Origin of the sequence: Kosakonia sp. SMBL-WEM22 (assembly GCF_014490785.1) — a bacterium.
Taxonomy (GTDB): Bacteria; Pseudomonadota; Gammaproteobacteria; order Enterobacterales; family Enterobacteriaceae; genus Kosakonia.
The window spans coordinates 586268-602155 of sequence record NZ_CP051488.1 but is presented as its reverse complement, the minus strand read 5'-3'; the positions used below and the strand labels follow the sequence as shown (position 1 = coordinate 602155).

The window sequence follows — 15888 nt, the reverse complement described above, 5'->3', positions numbered from 1 at the left end:
TTTGCTCCTTAAAGGTTCTCTTTTGCCACTTCGAAGTGCACTGACAGCAGCCAGGCCTCTTCTTGCGGGAGATTGCCAAACGCCGCCACCACGTCATGGGCGAGGCGCATCGATTCAGGCGAGATCTCATCAAACAGGCTGGCATCCACTTCCGGCAGCGGCTCGCCGGTCACCGACCGGTGAGCCATCGCGCGAAGATGGGAGGTCAGCATCTGCTGCTGCACCGCATTCGGCGTGATGTTCTGCGCATGAAGCAGGGTGTAGACCTGCGACAGCATGCGCTCCGCCAGGGTTGCCGTTTGCGCCGCCTGCATGGTCGCATCGTTCATTACCGCTCCGTTATTCACTCGTCGTACCCCGTTGATGGCTCAGGGATAAAGCTAACGGCGCGAAGGGGGAGTTTGTAGCGAGGAGTTTTCCACTTCGAAGTGGAAACCAGGGGGGCGTTAGTGATCTGCGCCACAAAAAAAGTCCCCAGAGGGATTTTTCACTGAACGGCGGTCACAGAGTTGGGCAATAAGGGCGGGATTGGGCACGTAATGGCGCAGAAAAAAAGGGGCAAGCAGGAGGAGAAAGTGTGAGGGGGATAAGGTTTGCTTATTGGGAGAGCCGCTGGGGTTACGAAACTGCTGAAACCGCGTAGGCCGGATAAGGCGGAGCCGCCATCCGGCAATGTTTGGCGGCATGTTGGATTGGTGGAATGGTTCCGTTCACCACGCGTTCGGGAGTTTCATCCATCTCTTATGCGGTGAACGGGATAAGGGGAGCGCGGCCGCTTCCCTTATCAATCCCCGCGGCCCCGCGAGGAAATCGGTGCTGCGCACTGCGCTCACCTCCCGCGTGCCTGACTGCGGCCGGCTCGACTCGACTTACTCGTTCCATACTGGAACGAGTCCCTGTCTCGGTTCGCCTCTGTCCGCCATCCATGGCGTCCAGACCTTGTCATTCACGCTTCGGTTCGCCGATTTCAGCGGGGACACAACCCCTCGCTGTCATATTGCAGATAAAAGCCGCACCAGTATCGCTGAAAGCGCGTTTTGGTAGGCCGGATAAGCGTGTAACGCGCCATCCGGCAACGGTGCCGCGGAGATAATGCCGGATGGCGGCTGCGCCTTATCCGGCCTACCACGGCGCATCACGCATGCCGGAAAAGGGCATAAAAAAAGGGCCGCCACGGTGAGGTGGCGGCCCTTTTCTGATGGAATTTGGTTAACGGAATTTCTGATGATAGGTATTGCGGGTCCCGGCAATATCTTTTGCTGCGGCCTTCGCCTCTTTCACTTTGCCTTCGTTCGCCAGCTTCAGCGCGCCGTCAATCTGGGTAATCAAAATATCGAAACCGTGGCGGAAATCCTTCATCTCCGGGCTATCCGGCGCTTTACCTTCCAGCTTCGGCGGGGTCTCTTTCTGGGCGTCCTGCGCGGCGGTACGCATTTTCCCTAACGCCTCTTTCAACTCAGAGGCATCGTCGGTTTTCTGCACCACTTTGTAGTTGTCATTCAGCGTTTCCATATCATCTTCAAGGTCAGCGGCAAAGACCGCTGAACCGACAAACAACGACGACACCGCGAGGATCGCTAACAGGTTTTTACGCATTGCTCATTTCCTTTTTATTATCACGCTTAAAGGCGCAGAACGCCGCGCCACGAATTATTGTCCGGCGATCTTCATCTCCGGCAGCAACACTGAACCACACTGGATGTTACTACGCTGTTCAATATCGTCACCGATGGTAACAATATTGCGCCACATATCCTTCAGGTTGCCGGCAATGGTAATTTCGCTCACTGGATACTGAATTTCACCGTTTTCTACCCAGAAACCAGACGCGCCTCGCGAATAATCCCCGGTAATACCGCTCACGCCCTGGCCCATCAGTTCAGTAACCACAAGGCCGGTGCCCATCTCTTTCAGCATCTGCTCAAAACTCAGGCCGCGCCCGGCAATGCGCCAGTTGTGGATACCGCCCGCGTGACCGGTGCTCTTCAGCCCCAGTTTGCGCGCCGCGTAGCTGGTCAGCAGCCACTGCATCAGCACGCCCTCTTTGACGATATCGCGGCGCTCGGTGCGCACCCCTTCGCTGTCGAACGGCGTGGAGGCCAGCCCTTTACGCAGATGCGGATGCTCTTCAATGGTTAACCACTCCGGCAGGATCTGCTTGCCGAGGTAATCGAGTAAAAAGGTGGATTTGCGGTAGACTGCGCCGCCAGCAATTGCGCCAACCAGGTGTCCAAACAGCCCGGTTGCCACTTCATTAGCGAAAATGACCGGCGCTTTCATGGTTGAGAGTTTACGCGGCGAGAGGCGTGAAAGCGTGCGGCGGGCGCACTCTTCACCCACCCACTCTGGCGTTTTTAACTCGTTGATATCACGGCTAATGGTGTAGGCGTAATCGCGTTCCATATCGCCGTTTGCTTCAGCAATGACGCTGCTCGACAGCGAGTGGCGGCTGGAGCAGTAGCTCTGCAACATACCGTAGCTATTGCCGAAAACTTTAATGCCGTAGTGGCTGTTGAAGCTGCCGCCTTCGGTATTGCTGATGCGTTTATCCGCTTTCAGCGCCGCCTGCTCGGCGCGCGCCGCCCACTCAATTGCTTCATCAGGGGTCACTTCCGCCGGGTGGAAAAGGTCGAGATCCGGCGCGTCAAAGGCCAGCAGCTCTTTTTCGGCTACGCCAGCAAACGGGTCTGGCGAGGTGTAGCGGGCAATATCAAGCGCCGCCTGCACCGTGCGGGCAATCGCCTCCGGGCTCAGATCCGTTGACGAGGCGCTGCCTTTGCGGTTCTGGTGATAAACGGTGATGCCCAGGGCACCATCGCTGTTAAATTCGACATTCTCCACTTCACCATAGCGGGTGCTGACGCCGATACCGGTGGTTTTGCTGACCGCCACTTCCGCGCCATCCGAACGGCCTGAAGCCAGATCAAGCGCGGTTGCGACCGCGTCTTCCAGAACTTTGCGCTGTTGTGCCACTTGTGTGATTACTTTCATCGCCAATGCCATAATTAAGGGAGAGAATCTTTGAAGTCTAACAGAGAACCGTTTTTCAGTGCGCGCCTTAACTGGTAACATTAGCCTCTTTTTTAAGGAGCCTGAGATGACAAAGCAGCCCGACGACTGGCTCGACGACGTGCCCGGTAACGAGAGCGAAGACGAAGATGATGAGATCATCTGGGTCAGTAAGAGTGAAATTAAGCGCGATGCTGAAGAGTTAAAGCAGCTTGGCGCTGAAATGGTAGAGCTGGGAAAAAACGCGCTGGATAAGATCCCGCTCGACCAGGATCTGCGCGATGCCATTGAGCTGGCGCAGCGCATCAAGAAAGAGGGTCGCCGCCGTCAGTTGCAATTGATCGGTAAAATGCTGCGTCAACGCGATGTCGAGCCGATTCGCCAGGCGCTGGATAAGCTGAAAAACCGCCATAACCAGCAGGTCGCCTTCTTCCATAAGCTTGAGCACCTGCGCGATCGCCTGATTGAAGAGGGTGATGACGCGGTGCCGGACGTGCTGAATCTGTGGCCGAATGCTGATCGTCAGCAACTTCGCTCGCTGATCCGCAACGCCCGGAAAGAGAAAGAGAGCAACAAGCCGCCAAAAACCGCGCGTTTAATCTTCCAGTATCTGCGTGAGCTCGCAGAGAGCAGCGAAGAGAGCTAAACCGCACAGAACCCTCTTTCACCAAAGAGGGTTTTTTTATTCCCTCTTAGCTGAAACGTTAAAGCTAAAAGCACGCCACTTCACATATTCACCCCACCTATTAGTTTCATTTCATTAATAAATGCGATTAATATCGCTCTTTCCACCTCTGCCCGACGCTCATTTTCAGCAGATGAAACGGATCACATTTTCCTGGCGGCGCAAAACGTAGATTCCTGCTGTAACGCAGGTAATCGATTCAGCTAAAAAGGAAGAAAAGATGAAAAAGACCGTAATGCTCTCTGCTATTGCGCTACTGGTGTCCGCGCCGGTGATGGCAAAAACCTGGGTGCTGACCAGTGCTGAAGGCAATATCGAGCAGGGAAACTGGCGTATCACCAGCGATCAGCTGAACATTAAAGATCAGCAGTTCAGCATTGAGCAGGTGGTGCTGCACGGCGGCAAGCAGGAAGGGAGCAAAGTTATCAAGCTGACCAGCAAAAACGGCCTGACCATTGCCCTTAGCCCGACGCGCGGCATGAATTTACTCTATGCCGATGGTTTTGGCGTGCATATGGGCTGGAGTTCACCGGTCAAAGAGGTAGTGAACCCGGCGTTTATCAACCTTGAGAGCCGCAACGGGCTCGGCTGGCTGGAAGGGTTCAACGAAATGGTGGTGCGCTGCGGCTATGAGTGGACCGGTCACCCTGTTACCGCTGACGGGCAGCTTTACACCCTGCATGGCAAAGCGGGCAACACGCCTGCCTCGCAGGTCTCCGTCGATGTCAGTGAAAAAGCGCCGTATGAGATCCGCATTCGCGGGCTGGTGAAAGAGAGCACCTTTAAGAAAGCCGATCTGCAAACCGAGATGGAGCTGCGCTACATTCCGGGCAGCAACAGCTTCAGCCTGCATGACGTGCTGACCAACCACGCCGACTACCCGCATGATTACCAGATCATCTATCACAGCAACTTCAGCAAACCGATCCTCGAAGAGGGCGCGCGCTTTATCACGCCGCTGGAGAGCGTCAGCCCGTTCAATGACTACGCCCAAGGCGGCATGAAAACGTGGCAAACCTATGCCGGCCCGACCAAAGGCTTCGACGAAATGGTCTTTAATATCAAACCGCTGGCCGATGCGAACAAGCAGACCGTCGCCGCGCTGCTGAATAAAGCGGGCGATAAAGGCGTGGCGATTGACTACAACACCGATCAGCTGCCGGTGCTGACACTGTGGAAAAACACCGATACCGAAAAACAGGGTTACGTCACCGGCATCGAGCCGGGCACCAGCTACGCCTACCCGGTCACCATCGAGCGCGAGCAGAAACGCGTTAAGCAACTTCAGGCAGGCCAGAGCACCCGCTTCGATCTCACCTATACCCTGCTGCACAACCGCGATCAGGTGGCGAAAGTTGAAGAGCGCGTGAAAACCATTCAGGGCGACAAAGCCCCACAATCTAGCGATACACCGATGGCGAAAGAGTAACGCCAGGCATAAAAAAACCGCGCCGGTCGCCCGTGCGCGGTTTTTTTTTACGCCTCAGCTATCAGGCTTTTTCAGCCGCGAGCTGCGCTTTCTTCTCCAGCTTATCGAGTAGCTTCTGGTGAATGCCGCCAAAGCCGCCGTTGCTCATCACCAGAATGTGATCGCCCGGCTGGGCGCTTTTCACAATCTGATCCGCCAGCGTATCGACATCCGCGCTCCAGTGCGCAGGCTGGATACAGGCCTCCGCCACTTCCGCGACCTGCCACGGAATATGCTGCGGTTGCAGCAGGAAGACTTCATCGGCACGGCCCAGCGACGGTGCGAGATCGTCTTTGCACAGCCCCATCTTCATGGTGTTGGAGCGCGGCTCCAGCACGGCGATGATCTTCGCGGTGCCGCCCACTTTTCCGCGCAGCGCGGCGAGCGTAGCGAGGATTGCCGTCGGGTGGTGCGCGAAATCGTCATATACGCAGACGCCGTGCGCTTCACCGCGCAGCTCAAGGCGGCGGCGGGCGTTGATAAACGAACCGAGCGCGTTGGCAGCATCCGCAGGCGTAACGCCAACATGGCGCGCAGCGGCAATCGCCATCAGGCCGTTATGCATATTGTGTTCGCCCACCAGGCCCCAGTTGACCTGGCCGACACACTCGCCATCCAGCCACACTTCCCAGCTTGAAGCATCGGTGGTCAGCTTCTTCGCCTGCCAGTGTCCCTGATCGCCCACCCGCTCCTGCTCGCTCCAGCAGCCCATCGCCATCGTCTGTTTCAGGTTGATGTCATTTTCCGGCCAGATGATTTTCCCCTGCCCCGGTACGATGCGCACCAGGTGGTGGAACTGTTTCTGGATCGCTTTCAGATCGTCAAAAATGTCCGCGTGGTCGAACTCAAGGTTGTTGAGGATCAGCGTGCGCGGGCAGTAATGGACAAATTTGGAGCGCTTATCAAAGAAGGCACAATCGTATTCGTCAGCTTCGATAACGAAAAAATCGCTCTCGCCGAGGCGCGCGGAAACATCGAAATTGCCTGGCACGCCGCCGATGACAAAACCGGGTTTATAGCCGCAGGCTTCGAGGATCCAGGTCGCCATCCCGGCGGTGGTGGTCTTGCCGTGCGTACCGGCAACCGCCACAACCCAGCGGTCGCGCAGCACAAAATCATGCAGCCACTGCGGGCCGGACATAAACGGAATGTTTTTCTCCAGCACCGCTTCGACACACGGGTTTCCGCGGGTCATCGCATTGCCGATGATGACCAAATCCGGTGCGGGATCGAGCTGGCTTGCATCATATCCCTGAATTAAATCAATGCCTTGCTTCTCAAGCAGGGTGCTCATCGGCGGATAGACATTGGCATCCGAACCCGTTACCTGGTGGCCCAGCGAGCGCGCCAGCATTGCCAGCCCGCCCATGAAAGTGCCACAAATCCCCAAAATATGAATGCGCATACGTCATTATCCTTGCTTAACCTGGCGCACATTTTACGCATATGTTTAACGTCTGAGAAATGCATTTCAGGATAATCCGTACCCCGCTGGCGCGATTCACCTCTGCGCGAAGTTTTGAATGTTTGTTAGTATTGTTGCATGTCCGCTGCGTTTTCGTTTACGAAAGTTTCAGCTGTTACCGTTTCGGCGGTTGACGCTGCTGAACGTGCCCGACCCGTAAGCTGAAAACCGCAGGCTACAATCGCTTTACTCCATATTCAAAAATGCAGGGAAAGTGTTATGAAAACGTTAGGTGAATTTATTGTCGAAAAGCAGCATGAGTTCTCGCATGCAACGGGTGAACTGACTGCTTTACTGTCGGCGATAAAACTGGGCGCCAAGATCATTCATCGCGATATCAATAAGGCCGGTCTGGTCGATATCCTGGGTGCCAGCGGTGCTGAAAACGTACAGGGCGAAGTGCAGCAAAAACTCGACCTGTTTGCGAACGAGAAACTGAAATCCGCGCTGCGCGCCCGCGATATCGTCGCCGGTATCGCCTCTGAAGAAGAGGATGAGATCGTCGTTTTCGAAGGGTGCGAACACGCTAAATACGTGGTGCTGATGGATCCGCTGGATGGCTCCTCCAACATCGATGTTAACGTCTCTGTCGGCACCATCTTCTCTATCTACCGCCGCGTCACACCTGTTGGCACGCCGGTCACCGAAGAGGACTTCCTGCAGCCGGGTAACAAACAGGTTGCTGCCGGTTATGTGGTGTATGGCTCGTCGACAATGCTGGTCTACACCACCGGCTGCGGCGTTCACGCCTTCACCTACGATCCGTCCCTCGGCGTCTTCTGCCTCTCCCAGGAGCGCATGCGCTTCCCGGAACGCGGCAACACCTACTCGATTAACGAAGGGAACTACATCAAATTCCCGCAGGGCGTGAAGAAGTACCTCAAGTTCTGCCAGGAAGAGGATAAAGCGACCCACCGCCCTTACACCTCCCGCTACATCGGTTCACTGGTGGCGGATTTCCACCGTAACCTACTGAAAGGCGGCATCTACCTCTACCCGAGCACCGCCAGCCACCCGCAAGGGAAACTGCGCCTGCTGTATGAGTGCAACCCGATGGCCTTCCTCGCGGAACAGGCTGGCGGCAAAGCGAGCGACGGTAAAGAGCGTATTCTCGATATCCAGCCAGAAAGCCTGCATCAGCGCCGTCCGTTCTTCGTCGGCAATGAGCATATGGTTGATGATGTTGAGCGTTATATGCGTGAGTATCCGGACGCGTAATAGCGTGTGATTGCCGGATGTTGGTCATGTTTATCCGGCCTGCCGTTTGTACTGAGAGTACGAATATGCAGGCCGGATATGCCGAACAAAGGCGTTTGGCAGCGCCTTCAGCAGGCGGCTAAAAGAGTGCCTTTGATTATGCTTGCGTCTGCAAACGGAACGACGCCATCGCCTCAAGCAGCTCGCGGGATTGCTGCTCCAGCGAGCGCGTCGCCGCAGACGATTGTTGTACCAGCGCCGCATTCTGCTGCGCCGTTTCATCCATCTGGCTGACCGCAATATTGACCTGCTCAATACCGCGACTCTGCTCCTGAGACGCATTGGCTATCTCGCGCATTAATTTGGTCATGCGCAACACCTCTTCGGCGATCTCATCCATCGTTTCACCGGCCTGCATCGCCAGATCGCTGCCTTCGGAGACCTGCGCCTGCGAGCTGCTGATAAGCTGGCGGATCTCTTTCGCGGAGTCGGCGCTGCGGCTGGCGAGGCTGCGTACTTCGCCCGCCACTACCGCAAAGCCTCTGCCCTGCTCACCCGCGCGCGCCGCTTCGACGGCGGCGTTGAGCGCCAGAATATTGGTCTGGAAAGCAATGGCATCGATCACGCTAAGAATATCGGCGATGCAATCGGAACTGCCGGCGATATCGCGCATTTTCTCAATCACATAACAGACCATTTCGCTGCCGCGATCGGCGGTCTCGGAGACGGTTTTCGCCAGCGCGTGCGCCTGCTCGGCATTGTCGGCGTTGAGTTTCACCGTGGCGGTGATCTGCTCCATGCTGGCGGCGGTTTGCTCCAGCGAAGTGGCGGTTGATTCGGTGCGCTGCGAGAGGTCGAGGTTGCCCGCCGCCAGCTCCCGGCTGCCGGTATCGATCTGCGAACTGGCATCGCGCACGCGCATCACGGAGCCAATCAGCGCATGGCGCATCTCCTCAATCGCCGCGTTCAGACGGTTAAACTCTTTTCCCGTCACGTCGGTTTTCGCGGCAACCAGGTTACCCGCCGCCACCTGTTCCAGCTGTTGAATCGAGGTGTCGAGGGGTTTTAGCAGCATATGGCGCAGCGCCAGCCAGGCGAGCACGATTATTCCGGCCACCAGCAGGGCGACGACAAAGATCAGCGACATAACGAAGCGCTTGCTGCTCTGCACCGCCACCACTTCAGTTTTACCGCGCGCTTCGCCCCACGTCTGGAAGGCCTGCATATCGTTATCGAACTGGCGAGAGACGGGGATGAGTTTGCTTTCGAGGAGTTCATAATAGGCATCGGCGCTCTGTTGGTTGAGCGCGTCCTGCATCGGCTTAATGCCCTGGCTGACGTACTCGCCATAGCTTTTCGCCACTTTTGCCAGCAGCGCCGCGCCCTGCTCGTCATCAACACCCGCGCTGATAACGCCCGTTAGAGAGCGCTCACCGAGCGCAATTTCATTGTTAATCTGTTTTACGGAGTTGGCGGCATCATCCAGCAGGCCCACCTCCATCATGCGCACCGCCTGGCCCGCTTCGTTACGCGCGCGCAGAATCATGGTGTAGCCGCTGTTCAGGCGCGCCATCTTTTCGCCCTGTAGCTGGTTGATTCGCGCCAGCGAAGCGGAGCTCTTATTGAGCGCATAAATACCAATACCGCTGACCAGCAGCAGCAGAAGAGTCATAACAGCCAGCAGAGAAAGTAAGCCCGTACGGATCGAAAGCGTTTTAAGCATGATGTGGATTCCGGTAGCGAAGAACTTTTTGGCGTAAATTAAGCCCATTCGACAGTTATCGACCGCTACCGGAATTCCTTTAGAAGAAAAACAGCAATTTCAATATCTTGTTACTTAGTTGCCGTTGGGCTTACCCGCGTCACCGGCGAGTTCTGCCGGCTCTCCCACAGCACAGTCAGGCCGCGTTGCAGGGCGATAAAGATAAACAGCAGAATGCCGATGGCGATCTTCGTCCACCAGGAGCTGAGCGTGCCGTCGAAGTTGATATAGGTCTGAATCAGCCCCTGAATCCCCACGCCGAACAGCGTACCAAGCACCGTGCCAACGCCGCCGCTCAGCAGCGTACCGCCGATGACGACAGAGGCAATCGCGTCCAGCTCGACGCCAACGCCCGCCAGTGCATAGCCCGCCTGGGTGTAGATGGAGAAGACAATCCCGGCAAGCGTCGCCAGCCCCGTTGAGAGCATATAGATACGAATCGTGGTGCTGCGCGTCGAGATGCCCATCAGGTTCGCCGAGGTGGCGTTACCGCCAATGGCGTACACTTCGTTGCCAAAACGGGTGCGGTGAGCAAGGAAAATCCCGACCACCACTACCATCAGCATCAGCAGCCCCATCGCGCTCAGCCGCCCGCCGCCGGGGATGGTCCAGGCGAGGCTGGAGAGAGTGTCATACATCGGGTGGTTAATGGGAATCGACTCTTCGGAGAGCAGATAGCTGACGCCGCGCAGAAAGAACATCCCGGCGAGGGTGATGATAAAGGCCGGGATTTTCAGCGCGTCTATCAGAAGCCCCATAAAGGCACCAAAGGCGCAGCCCATCAGCAAAATCAGCGGGAAGGCGAGCAGCGGCGAGATACCCCAGGCGCCAATCGCTTTTGCCAGGAAGACGCCGGTGAAGGCGATCACCGAGCCGACGGAGAGATCGATACCGCCGGAGAGGATCACAAAAGTCATACCGACGGCGATAATGCCGAGAAAGGCGTTATCCGTCAGAATATTACAGATGACGCGCGTCGAGGCGAAGCCGGGAAACTGCGTCAGGCAGTAAAGATAGCCGAGCACGAAAACGCCCAGCGTGATCATCAACGGCAGGTTACGTTTTATCATGACCGCGCACTCCTTTAAGCAACGCAATAAAGCGCGGCGACTGGACAATCAGCACACACATCACCACCACCGCTTTCACTACCTGGTTAAGCTCCGGCTGAAAACCGGAGAGCAGAATACCAGTGTTCATGCCCTGAATAATCAGCGCCCCCACCACCGACAGCACAATGTTGAAACGCCCGCCCATCAGCGAGCCGCCGCCAATCACCACCGCCAGAATGGCGTCCAGCTCCAGCCACAGCCCGGCGTTGTTGGCATCCGCGCCGCGAATATCCGCTGTGACAATCACCCCGGCGATGGCCGCGCAGACGCCGCTCAGCACGTAGGTCAGCATCACCACCAGCCGCGTATTCACCCCGGCGTTTTTTGCCGCGCGGATATTAATCCCCACCGCTTCGATAAACATGCCCAGCGCCGTTTTGCGGGTAAAGAGCCAGAAGATAACTAATGTCACCAGCGCGATGATCACCGGCGTCGGGAAGAGCAGCAGCGAGCCGCTGCCGAGCCACGCCAGCGACGGCGCGTTAAAAGTGACAATCTGCCCGGAAGTGATCAATTGCGCGACCCCGCGCCCGGCGACCATCAGGATCAGCGTGGCGACAAAGGGCTGGATCTTGAGGATCGCCACCAGAATGCCGTTCCACAGCCCGGCCAGCACGCCGGTGGCCAGCGCCGCCAGCAGCACCACCGTCAGGCTATGGCCGGAGACGGTTAATGACGCCGCCGTTGCGCCGGCAATCGCCATCACCGCGCCGACGGAGAGATCGATGCCGCCGGTGGCGATCACCAGCGTCATGCCGATGGCCAGCAGCGCGACCGGCGCTGCGCGGTTAAGAATATCGATTGGGCTGCCGAACAGGCGGCCATCCTGCAGCACCACCTGGTAAAAATGGGGCGCGACCAGGCTGTCCACCAGCAAAACCAGCAGCAGGGCTAAGATCTGCGGCGTGCCGGTCGGCCAGCTAAAACGGCGCTTCGGCTGCGCCTGTTGGCCCAGTGATTGAGGCATCACACTCTACTCCTTACGCCGCAATGGCATTCATGATCGCCGGAACGGAAAGCTCGGCGAGCGGGATCTCGGCGACTTGCTTGCGATCGCGCATAATGATCACCCGATCCGCGTAGCCCACCAGCTCCTCCAGCTCGGAGGAGATCACCAGCAGCGCCAGCCCGTCGGCGCAGAGGGTCTCGATCAGGCGGATGATTTCAGCATGCGCGCCAACATCAATCCCGCGCGTGGGTTCATCGAGGATCAGGAACTGCGGGCGCGTCAGCAGCCAGCGCGAGAGCAGCACTTTTTGCTGATTGCCGCCGGAAAGAAACTCAATGGGCTGTTCGGCGCTTGGCGTGCGAATACCCAGTTGGCGGATAAAGCGCTCGGCAATCGCGTTCTGCTCTTTACGCGGGATGGGACGCAGCCAGCCGCGCTGGGCCTGGAGTGCCAGCACGATATTCTCGCGCACCGAAGCGGCGGCGATAATGCCGTCGGTTTTGCGATCCTCCGGGCAGAAACCGATCCCAAGACAGGAGGCGCGATGGGGCGAGCGCAGGGTTTGCGGCTGACCTTTGATCACCGCACTGCCGCTGTCGGCGGGCTTAATGCCGAAGATCACCTCTGCCGTTTCGGTGCGCCCGGAGCCGAGCAGCCCTGCGAGGCCGACGATCTCACCGGGGCGAACCTCAAGATCGAATGGGGCGATGACCCCTTTTTTGCCGTAGTTGTTAAAGGCGGCCACCGGCTTGTTACTGAGCAGCGTGCGCCCGGCGCGTTGCAGAGCGTTACTCTCCAGCTCGCGGCCCAGCATCATCTTCACCAGCTCAATTTGCGGCAGCTCGCGCGTTTCGCGGCAGCCGACAAAGCTGCCGTTGCGCAGTACGGTGATACGGTCGCAGACGGTGTAAACCTGGTCGAGAAAGTGGGTAACAAAGATCAGGCTGACGCCCTGATCGCGCAGCTGGCGCATCAGGGTGAAGAGCATCTCCACTTCCTGGGTATCAAGACTGGCGGTTGGCTCATCGAGGATCAGCACTTTTGCCGAGAGATCGATAGCGCGGCAGATGGCAACAATCTGCTGCATCGCCACCGAGAAGCGGTTGAGCGGCTCGCGCACATCCAGCGAGAAGCCGTAAGATTGCATCAGCTCGCTGGCGCGCTGCTCCATCTCTTTGCGGCGCAGCAGGCCGAAGCGGCGCGGCTCGCGGCCAATAAAGAGGTTATCCGCCACCGACATATTCGGCAGCAGGTTCACTTCCTGGTAAACGGTGCCGATTCCCAGCTGTTGGGCATGGGCGGTATTTTTGGGATTAATAGCCTGGCCTTCGAGCCAGATGGTGCCCTTATCGGCGTGGTAAACCCCGGTCAGCGCTTTGATAAGCGTCGATTTTCCCGCGCCGTTCTCACCGAGCAGGGCCATGATTTCACCGCGTCGCAGCGAGAAATCCACGTTATCGAGCGCTTTTACGCCGGGAAAGAATTTACTTAAGCCTTCGGTACGCAGGATTTCCTGGTGTGCTTCCGCGTTCATTGTTGACCCCTTACACAGATGCCCTCTCCCCGGCGGGACGACAGGACTCAGTAACCCATGTTTTTCTTCTTCTCCAGCTCCTCTTTTGCCGTATCCGGCAGATAGAGGGTGGATTTGGTAATGGTCAACTTCGGCGGCTCGGTGCCATCCTTTTTGAATTTCTCCAGCGCGTCGAAGGCCGGGCCTGCCATATTTGGCGTCAGCTCAACGCTGGCATTGGCTTCGCCATCGATCATCGCTTTATAGATATCCGGTACCCCGTCGATAGAGCCGGTGAGGATATCTTTGCCCGGTTTCAGGCCCGCTTCTTTGATAGCCTGAATGGCGCCAATCGCCATGTCGTCGTTGTGGGCGTAAACCATGCAGATGTTTTTGCCGTTGTTCTCGGCTTTGATAAAGCTCTCCATCACCTCTTTGCCTTTACTGCGGGTAAAGTCGCCGGACTGAGAGCGGATAATTTTGATGTTAGAAGCTTTCGAGATCGCTTCTGCGAACCCTTTCTTACGGTCAATGGCGACGCTTGCGCCCACGGTGCCCTGCAGTTCCACCACGTTACACGGTTTGCCGGCGACGGTTTTCACCAGCCATTCACCAATCAGCTTCCCTTCGAGGACGTTGTCAGCGGTGACAGTGGTCATATAGAGCGATTTGTCTTTCACATCGATGGAGCGATCCAGCAGGAAGACCGGGATCTTCGCCTCTTTCGCCTCTTTCAGCACCGGCTCCCAGCCGGTCGCAACCACCGGGGCGATAAAGATGGCGTCAACGCCCTGTGCGATAAAGGAGCGCACCGCTTTTAGCTGGTTTTCCTGCTTTTGCTGACCGTCAGCAATCTTCAGGGTAATGCCGCGTTTGCTGGCTTCGCTTTTCGCGACGTTGGTTTCAGCGGCACGCCAGCCGGACTCCGATCCGACCTGCGAAAATCCCACGGTTAACGACGCAGCCATCGCCATAGACGACATAGCTGCCGAAACTGCTGTGACAAGAAGTAAACGCTTCCACATAAGAGCATCCTCGTAGGGTTATTGTTGGCTACTACTTCGCCTGCGGGGAAACTATAGACAATCGGAGATGTAACAAAATGAGTTACATCACAAATCGGAAAAGTGAATGAATTGTTAGTTATCAGTTGCGATCTGGCGCGCGAAAAGGGGAGGCGAAACACAGCAGGAATCTCCCTTGAAATTGCAGAAATTTACTGGCGCAGCAAAAACGCATTTTTACGCTGTAACCGCTTACACAAAATTATTCAGTATGCTGCTATGGATATGGACAAAGTTGTCATAAAAGGGCGTCGGTAAAGGGTCTGAAAAGTCGCTGGCGAGTAAAAGAGCCCAAGACATTCACCGCCAGTTGGCTATAATACCCGGCACTTGTTTGCCACACATTTTAAAGGAAACAAACATGAGCTTACTCAACGTCCCGGCGGGTAAAGATCTGCCAGAAGATATCTATGTTGTTATCGAAATTCCGGCTAACGCTGACCCGATCAAATACGAAGTCGACAAAGAGAGCGGCGCGCTGTTCGTTGACCGCTTCATGTCCACCGCGATGTTCTATCCGTGCAACTACGGTTACATCAACCACACCCTCTCTCTGGATGGTGACCCGGTAGACGTGCTGGTACCGACTCCGTACCCGCTGGAGCCAGGCTCTGTGATCCGCTGCCGTCCGGTTGGCGTGCTGAAAATGACCGACGAATCCGGTGAAGATGCCAAGCTGGTTGCGGTTCCGCACACCAAGCTGAGCAAAGAGTACGATCACATTAAAGATGTGAACGACCTGCCGGAACTGCTGAAAGCGCAGATCACTCACTTCTTCGAGCACTACAAAGATCTTGAAAAAGGCAAATGGGTGAAAGTGGACGGTTGGGACAACGCTGAAGCAGCAAAAGCTGAAATCGTTGCCTCCTTCGAGCGCGCTGCCAAGAAGTAAGCCGTTTTCGTAAGAGAAGCCCTGTCGCGCATAACGCGCACAGGGCTTTTTTTATGGTTGCGGGTTGGGATGGCGGGGTGTCCCTCAGGCTTTCGGCGCTGGCCTGCATTGCCGGATGGCGGCGATGCCTTATCCGGCCTACAAATTCTGCCGGATGACGGCGGGGCCTTATCCGGCCTACGAACTGCGCCTGCGGCTTACGGCGCTGGCCTGCCTTGCCGGATGGCGGCGATGCCTTATCCGGCCTACAAATTCTGCCGGATGGCGCGGAGCCTTATCCGGCCTACGACGTGCGTCGTCGGCATGCGAGATCACAGCGGTTGCGTTTAAACGTAGGCCGGATAAGCGCAGCGCCATCCGGCAAAAATGCGCGGCGCAAAAAAAACCGCGCCATTGGCGCGGTTCTCTGTGACTGATTACTACTTTTGATAATGGTCGCGGTCAAGCCAGTCGCCGCTTTCAATCAAGGTTTTCCCCTCAACCGAACGCTGGTAGACGTACATCCATGCACCACCGTACGGCGTCTGGATCAACTGCCGTTTATACTCGCCGCCTGCGGTACGCAGGGCGTCCAGCTCACCGAGCGTTGAGGCGTCGATGCGATAGACTTCACCCAGCACGCTGCCGTTTCCCGGCACCGCGCCTGGGTAGTGGCCCAGGCTGTACAGCTGATGATTTTCAACGCTGAAGTCGCCCAGCCACTGAGCGTTGGTCATCCAGTGGCTGTTGCCCTGCTTGCGTCGTAAACTGCCGTAGACAAATATTCGCATTG

The 15888-nt window shown here is 56.9% G+C and carries 14 protein-coding genes; 4 read left to right on the top strand and 10 right to left on the bottom strand.

The window, feature by feature from the left end:
* Nucleotides 1–8: 8 nt before the first annotated feature.
* The 3 genes from HF650_RS02960 to pmbA form a co-directional block, all read right to left on the bottom strand.
* Complete coding sequence (locus HF650_RS02960) at nucleotides 9–347, bottom strand: glycine dehydrogenase (RefSeq protein ID WP_071789532.1); 339 nt, start codon at nucleotides 345–347, stop codon at nucleotides 9–11.
* 862 nt (nucleotides 348–1209) lie between these two features.
* Nucleotides 1210–1596 carry a cytochrome b562 gene (gene cybC, locus HF650_RS02955; protein ID WP_187801109.1) on the bottom strand — a complete coding sequence of 129 codons (387 nt, stop codon included), beginning with the start codon at nucleotides 1594–1596 and terminating at the stop codon, nucleotides 1210–1212.
* A gap of 54 nt (nucleotides 1597–1650) precedes the next feature.
* Nucleotides 1651–3003: a metalloprotease PmbA gene (gene pmbA, locus HF650_RS02950; protein WP_187801108.1), complete on the bottom strand. Its 1353-nt coding sequence runs from the start codon at nucleotides 3001–3003 to the stop codon at nucleotides 1651–1653.
* A gap of 94 nt (nucleotides 3004–3097) precedes the next feature.
* On the opposite strand from pmbA, the gene yjgA reads away from it, so the two are divergent.
* Both yjgA and HF650_RS02940 read left to right on the top strand, forming a co-directional pair.
* Complete coding sequence (gene yjgA, locus HF650_RS02945) at nucleotides 3098–3655, top strand: ribosome biogenesis factor YjgA (RefSeq protein ID WP_187801107.1); 558 nt, start codon at nucleotides 3098–3100, stop codon at nucleotides 3653–3655.
* A 259-nt stretch (nucleotides 3656–3914) separates the two neighbouring features.
* Nucleotides 3915–5123 (top strand): aldose 1-epimerase family protein, encoded by a 1209-nt coding sequence (locus tag HF650_RS02940; RefSeq protein WP_187801106.1) that lies wholly within the window; start codon nucleotides 3915–3917, stop codon nucleotides 5121–5123.
* A gap of 61 nt (nucleotides 5124–5184) precedes the next feature.
* Here the strand turns inward: HF650_RS02940 and mpl are convergent, their stop codons facing one another.
* Nucleotides 5185–6567, bottom strand: coding sequence for a UDP-N-acetylmuramate:L-alanyl-gamma-D-glutamyl-meso-diaminopimelate ligase (gene mpl, locus HF650_RS02935; RefSeq protein WP_187801105.1), 1383 nt, complete (start codon nucleotides 6565–6567; stop codon nucleotides 5185–5187).
* Between the two features lie 279 nt (nucleotides 6568–6846).
* On the opposite strand from mpl, the gene fbp reads away from it, so the two are divergent.
* Entirely contained in the window at nucleotides 6847–7845 is a 999-nt protein-coding gene (gene fbp / locus HF650_RS02930) for a class 1 fructose-bisphosphatase (protein WP_023478503.1), read from the top strand.
* A gap of 136 nt (nucleotides 7846–7981) precedes the next feature.
* Here the strand turns inward: fbp and HF650_RS02925 are convergent, their stop codons facing one another.
* From HF650_RS02925 to ytfQ, 5 genes are all read right to left on the bottom strand, one after another.
* A complete protein-coding gene (locus HF650_RS02925; RefSeq protein ID WP_187801104.1) occupies nucleotides 7982–9547 on the bottom strand; it encodes a methyl-accepting chemotaxis protein in 1566 nt (521 codons plus the stop codon).
* A 110-nt stretch (nucleotides 9548–9657) separates the two neighbouring features.
* Nucleotides 9658–10656, bottom strand: a complete 999-nt coding sequence (gene yjfF / locus HF650_RS02920; RefSeq protein WP_023478490.1) for a galactofuranose ABC transporter, permease protein YjfF — start codon at nucleotides 10654–10656, stop codon at nucleotides 9658–9660.
* Complete coding sequence (gene ytfT, locus HF650_RS02915) at nucleotides 10643–11668, bottom strand: galactofuranose ABC transporter, ATP-binding protein YtfT (RefSeq protein ID WP_164483628.1); 1026 nt, start codon at nucleotides 11666–11668, stop codon at nucleotides 10643–10645. Before ytfT ends, yjfF begins: the two co-directional genes overlap by 14 nt.
* Nucleotides 11669–11678: 10 nt before the next feature.
* Nucleotides 11679–13181, bottom strand: coding sequence for a galactofuranose ABC transporter, ATP-binding protein YtfR (ytfR, locus tag HF650_RS02910; RefSeq protein ID WP_187801103.1), 1503 nt, complete (start codon nucleotides 13179–13181; stop codon nucleotides 11679–11681).
* Between the two features lie 47 nt (nucleotides 13182–13228).
* Nucleotides 13229–14185, bottom strand: a complete 957-nt coding sequence (gene ytfQ / locus HF650_RS02905) for a galactofuranose ABC transporter, galactofuranose-binding protein YtfQ (protein ID WP_023478471.1) — start codon at nucleotides 14183–14185, stop codon at nucleotides 13229–13231.
* A 400-nt stretch (nucleotides 14186–14585) separates the two neighbouring features.
* Between ytfQ and ppa the strand changes: the two genes are divergently transcribed.
* On the top strand, nucleotides 14586–15116 hold the full coding sequence (gene ppa, locus HF650_RS02900) for an inorganic diphosphatase (RefSeq protein WP_023478348.1): 531 nt from the start codon (nucleotides 14586–14588) through the stop codon (nucleotides 15114–15116).
* 419 nt (nucleotides 15117–15535) lie between these two features.
* On the opposite strand, the gene HF650_RS02895 is transcribed toward ppa, so the two are convergent.
* Entirely contained in the window at nucleotides 15536–15886 is a 351-nt protein-coding gene (locus HF650_RS02895; RefSeq protein WP_023478402.1) for a gamma-glutamylcyclotransferase, read from the bottom strand.
* Nucleotides 15887–15888: the final 2 nt, after the last annotated feature.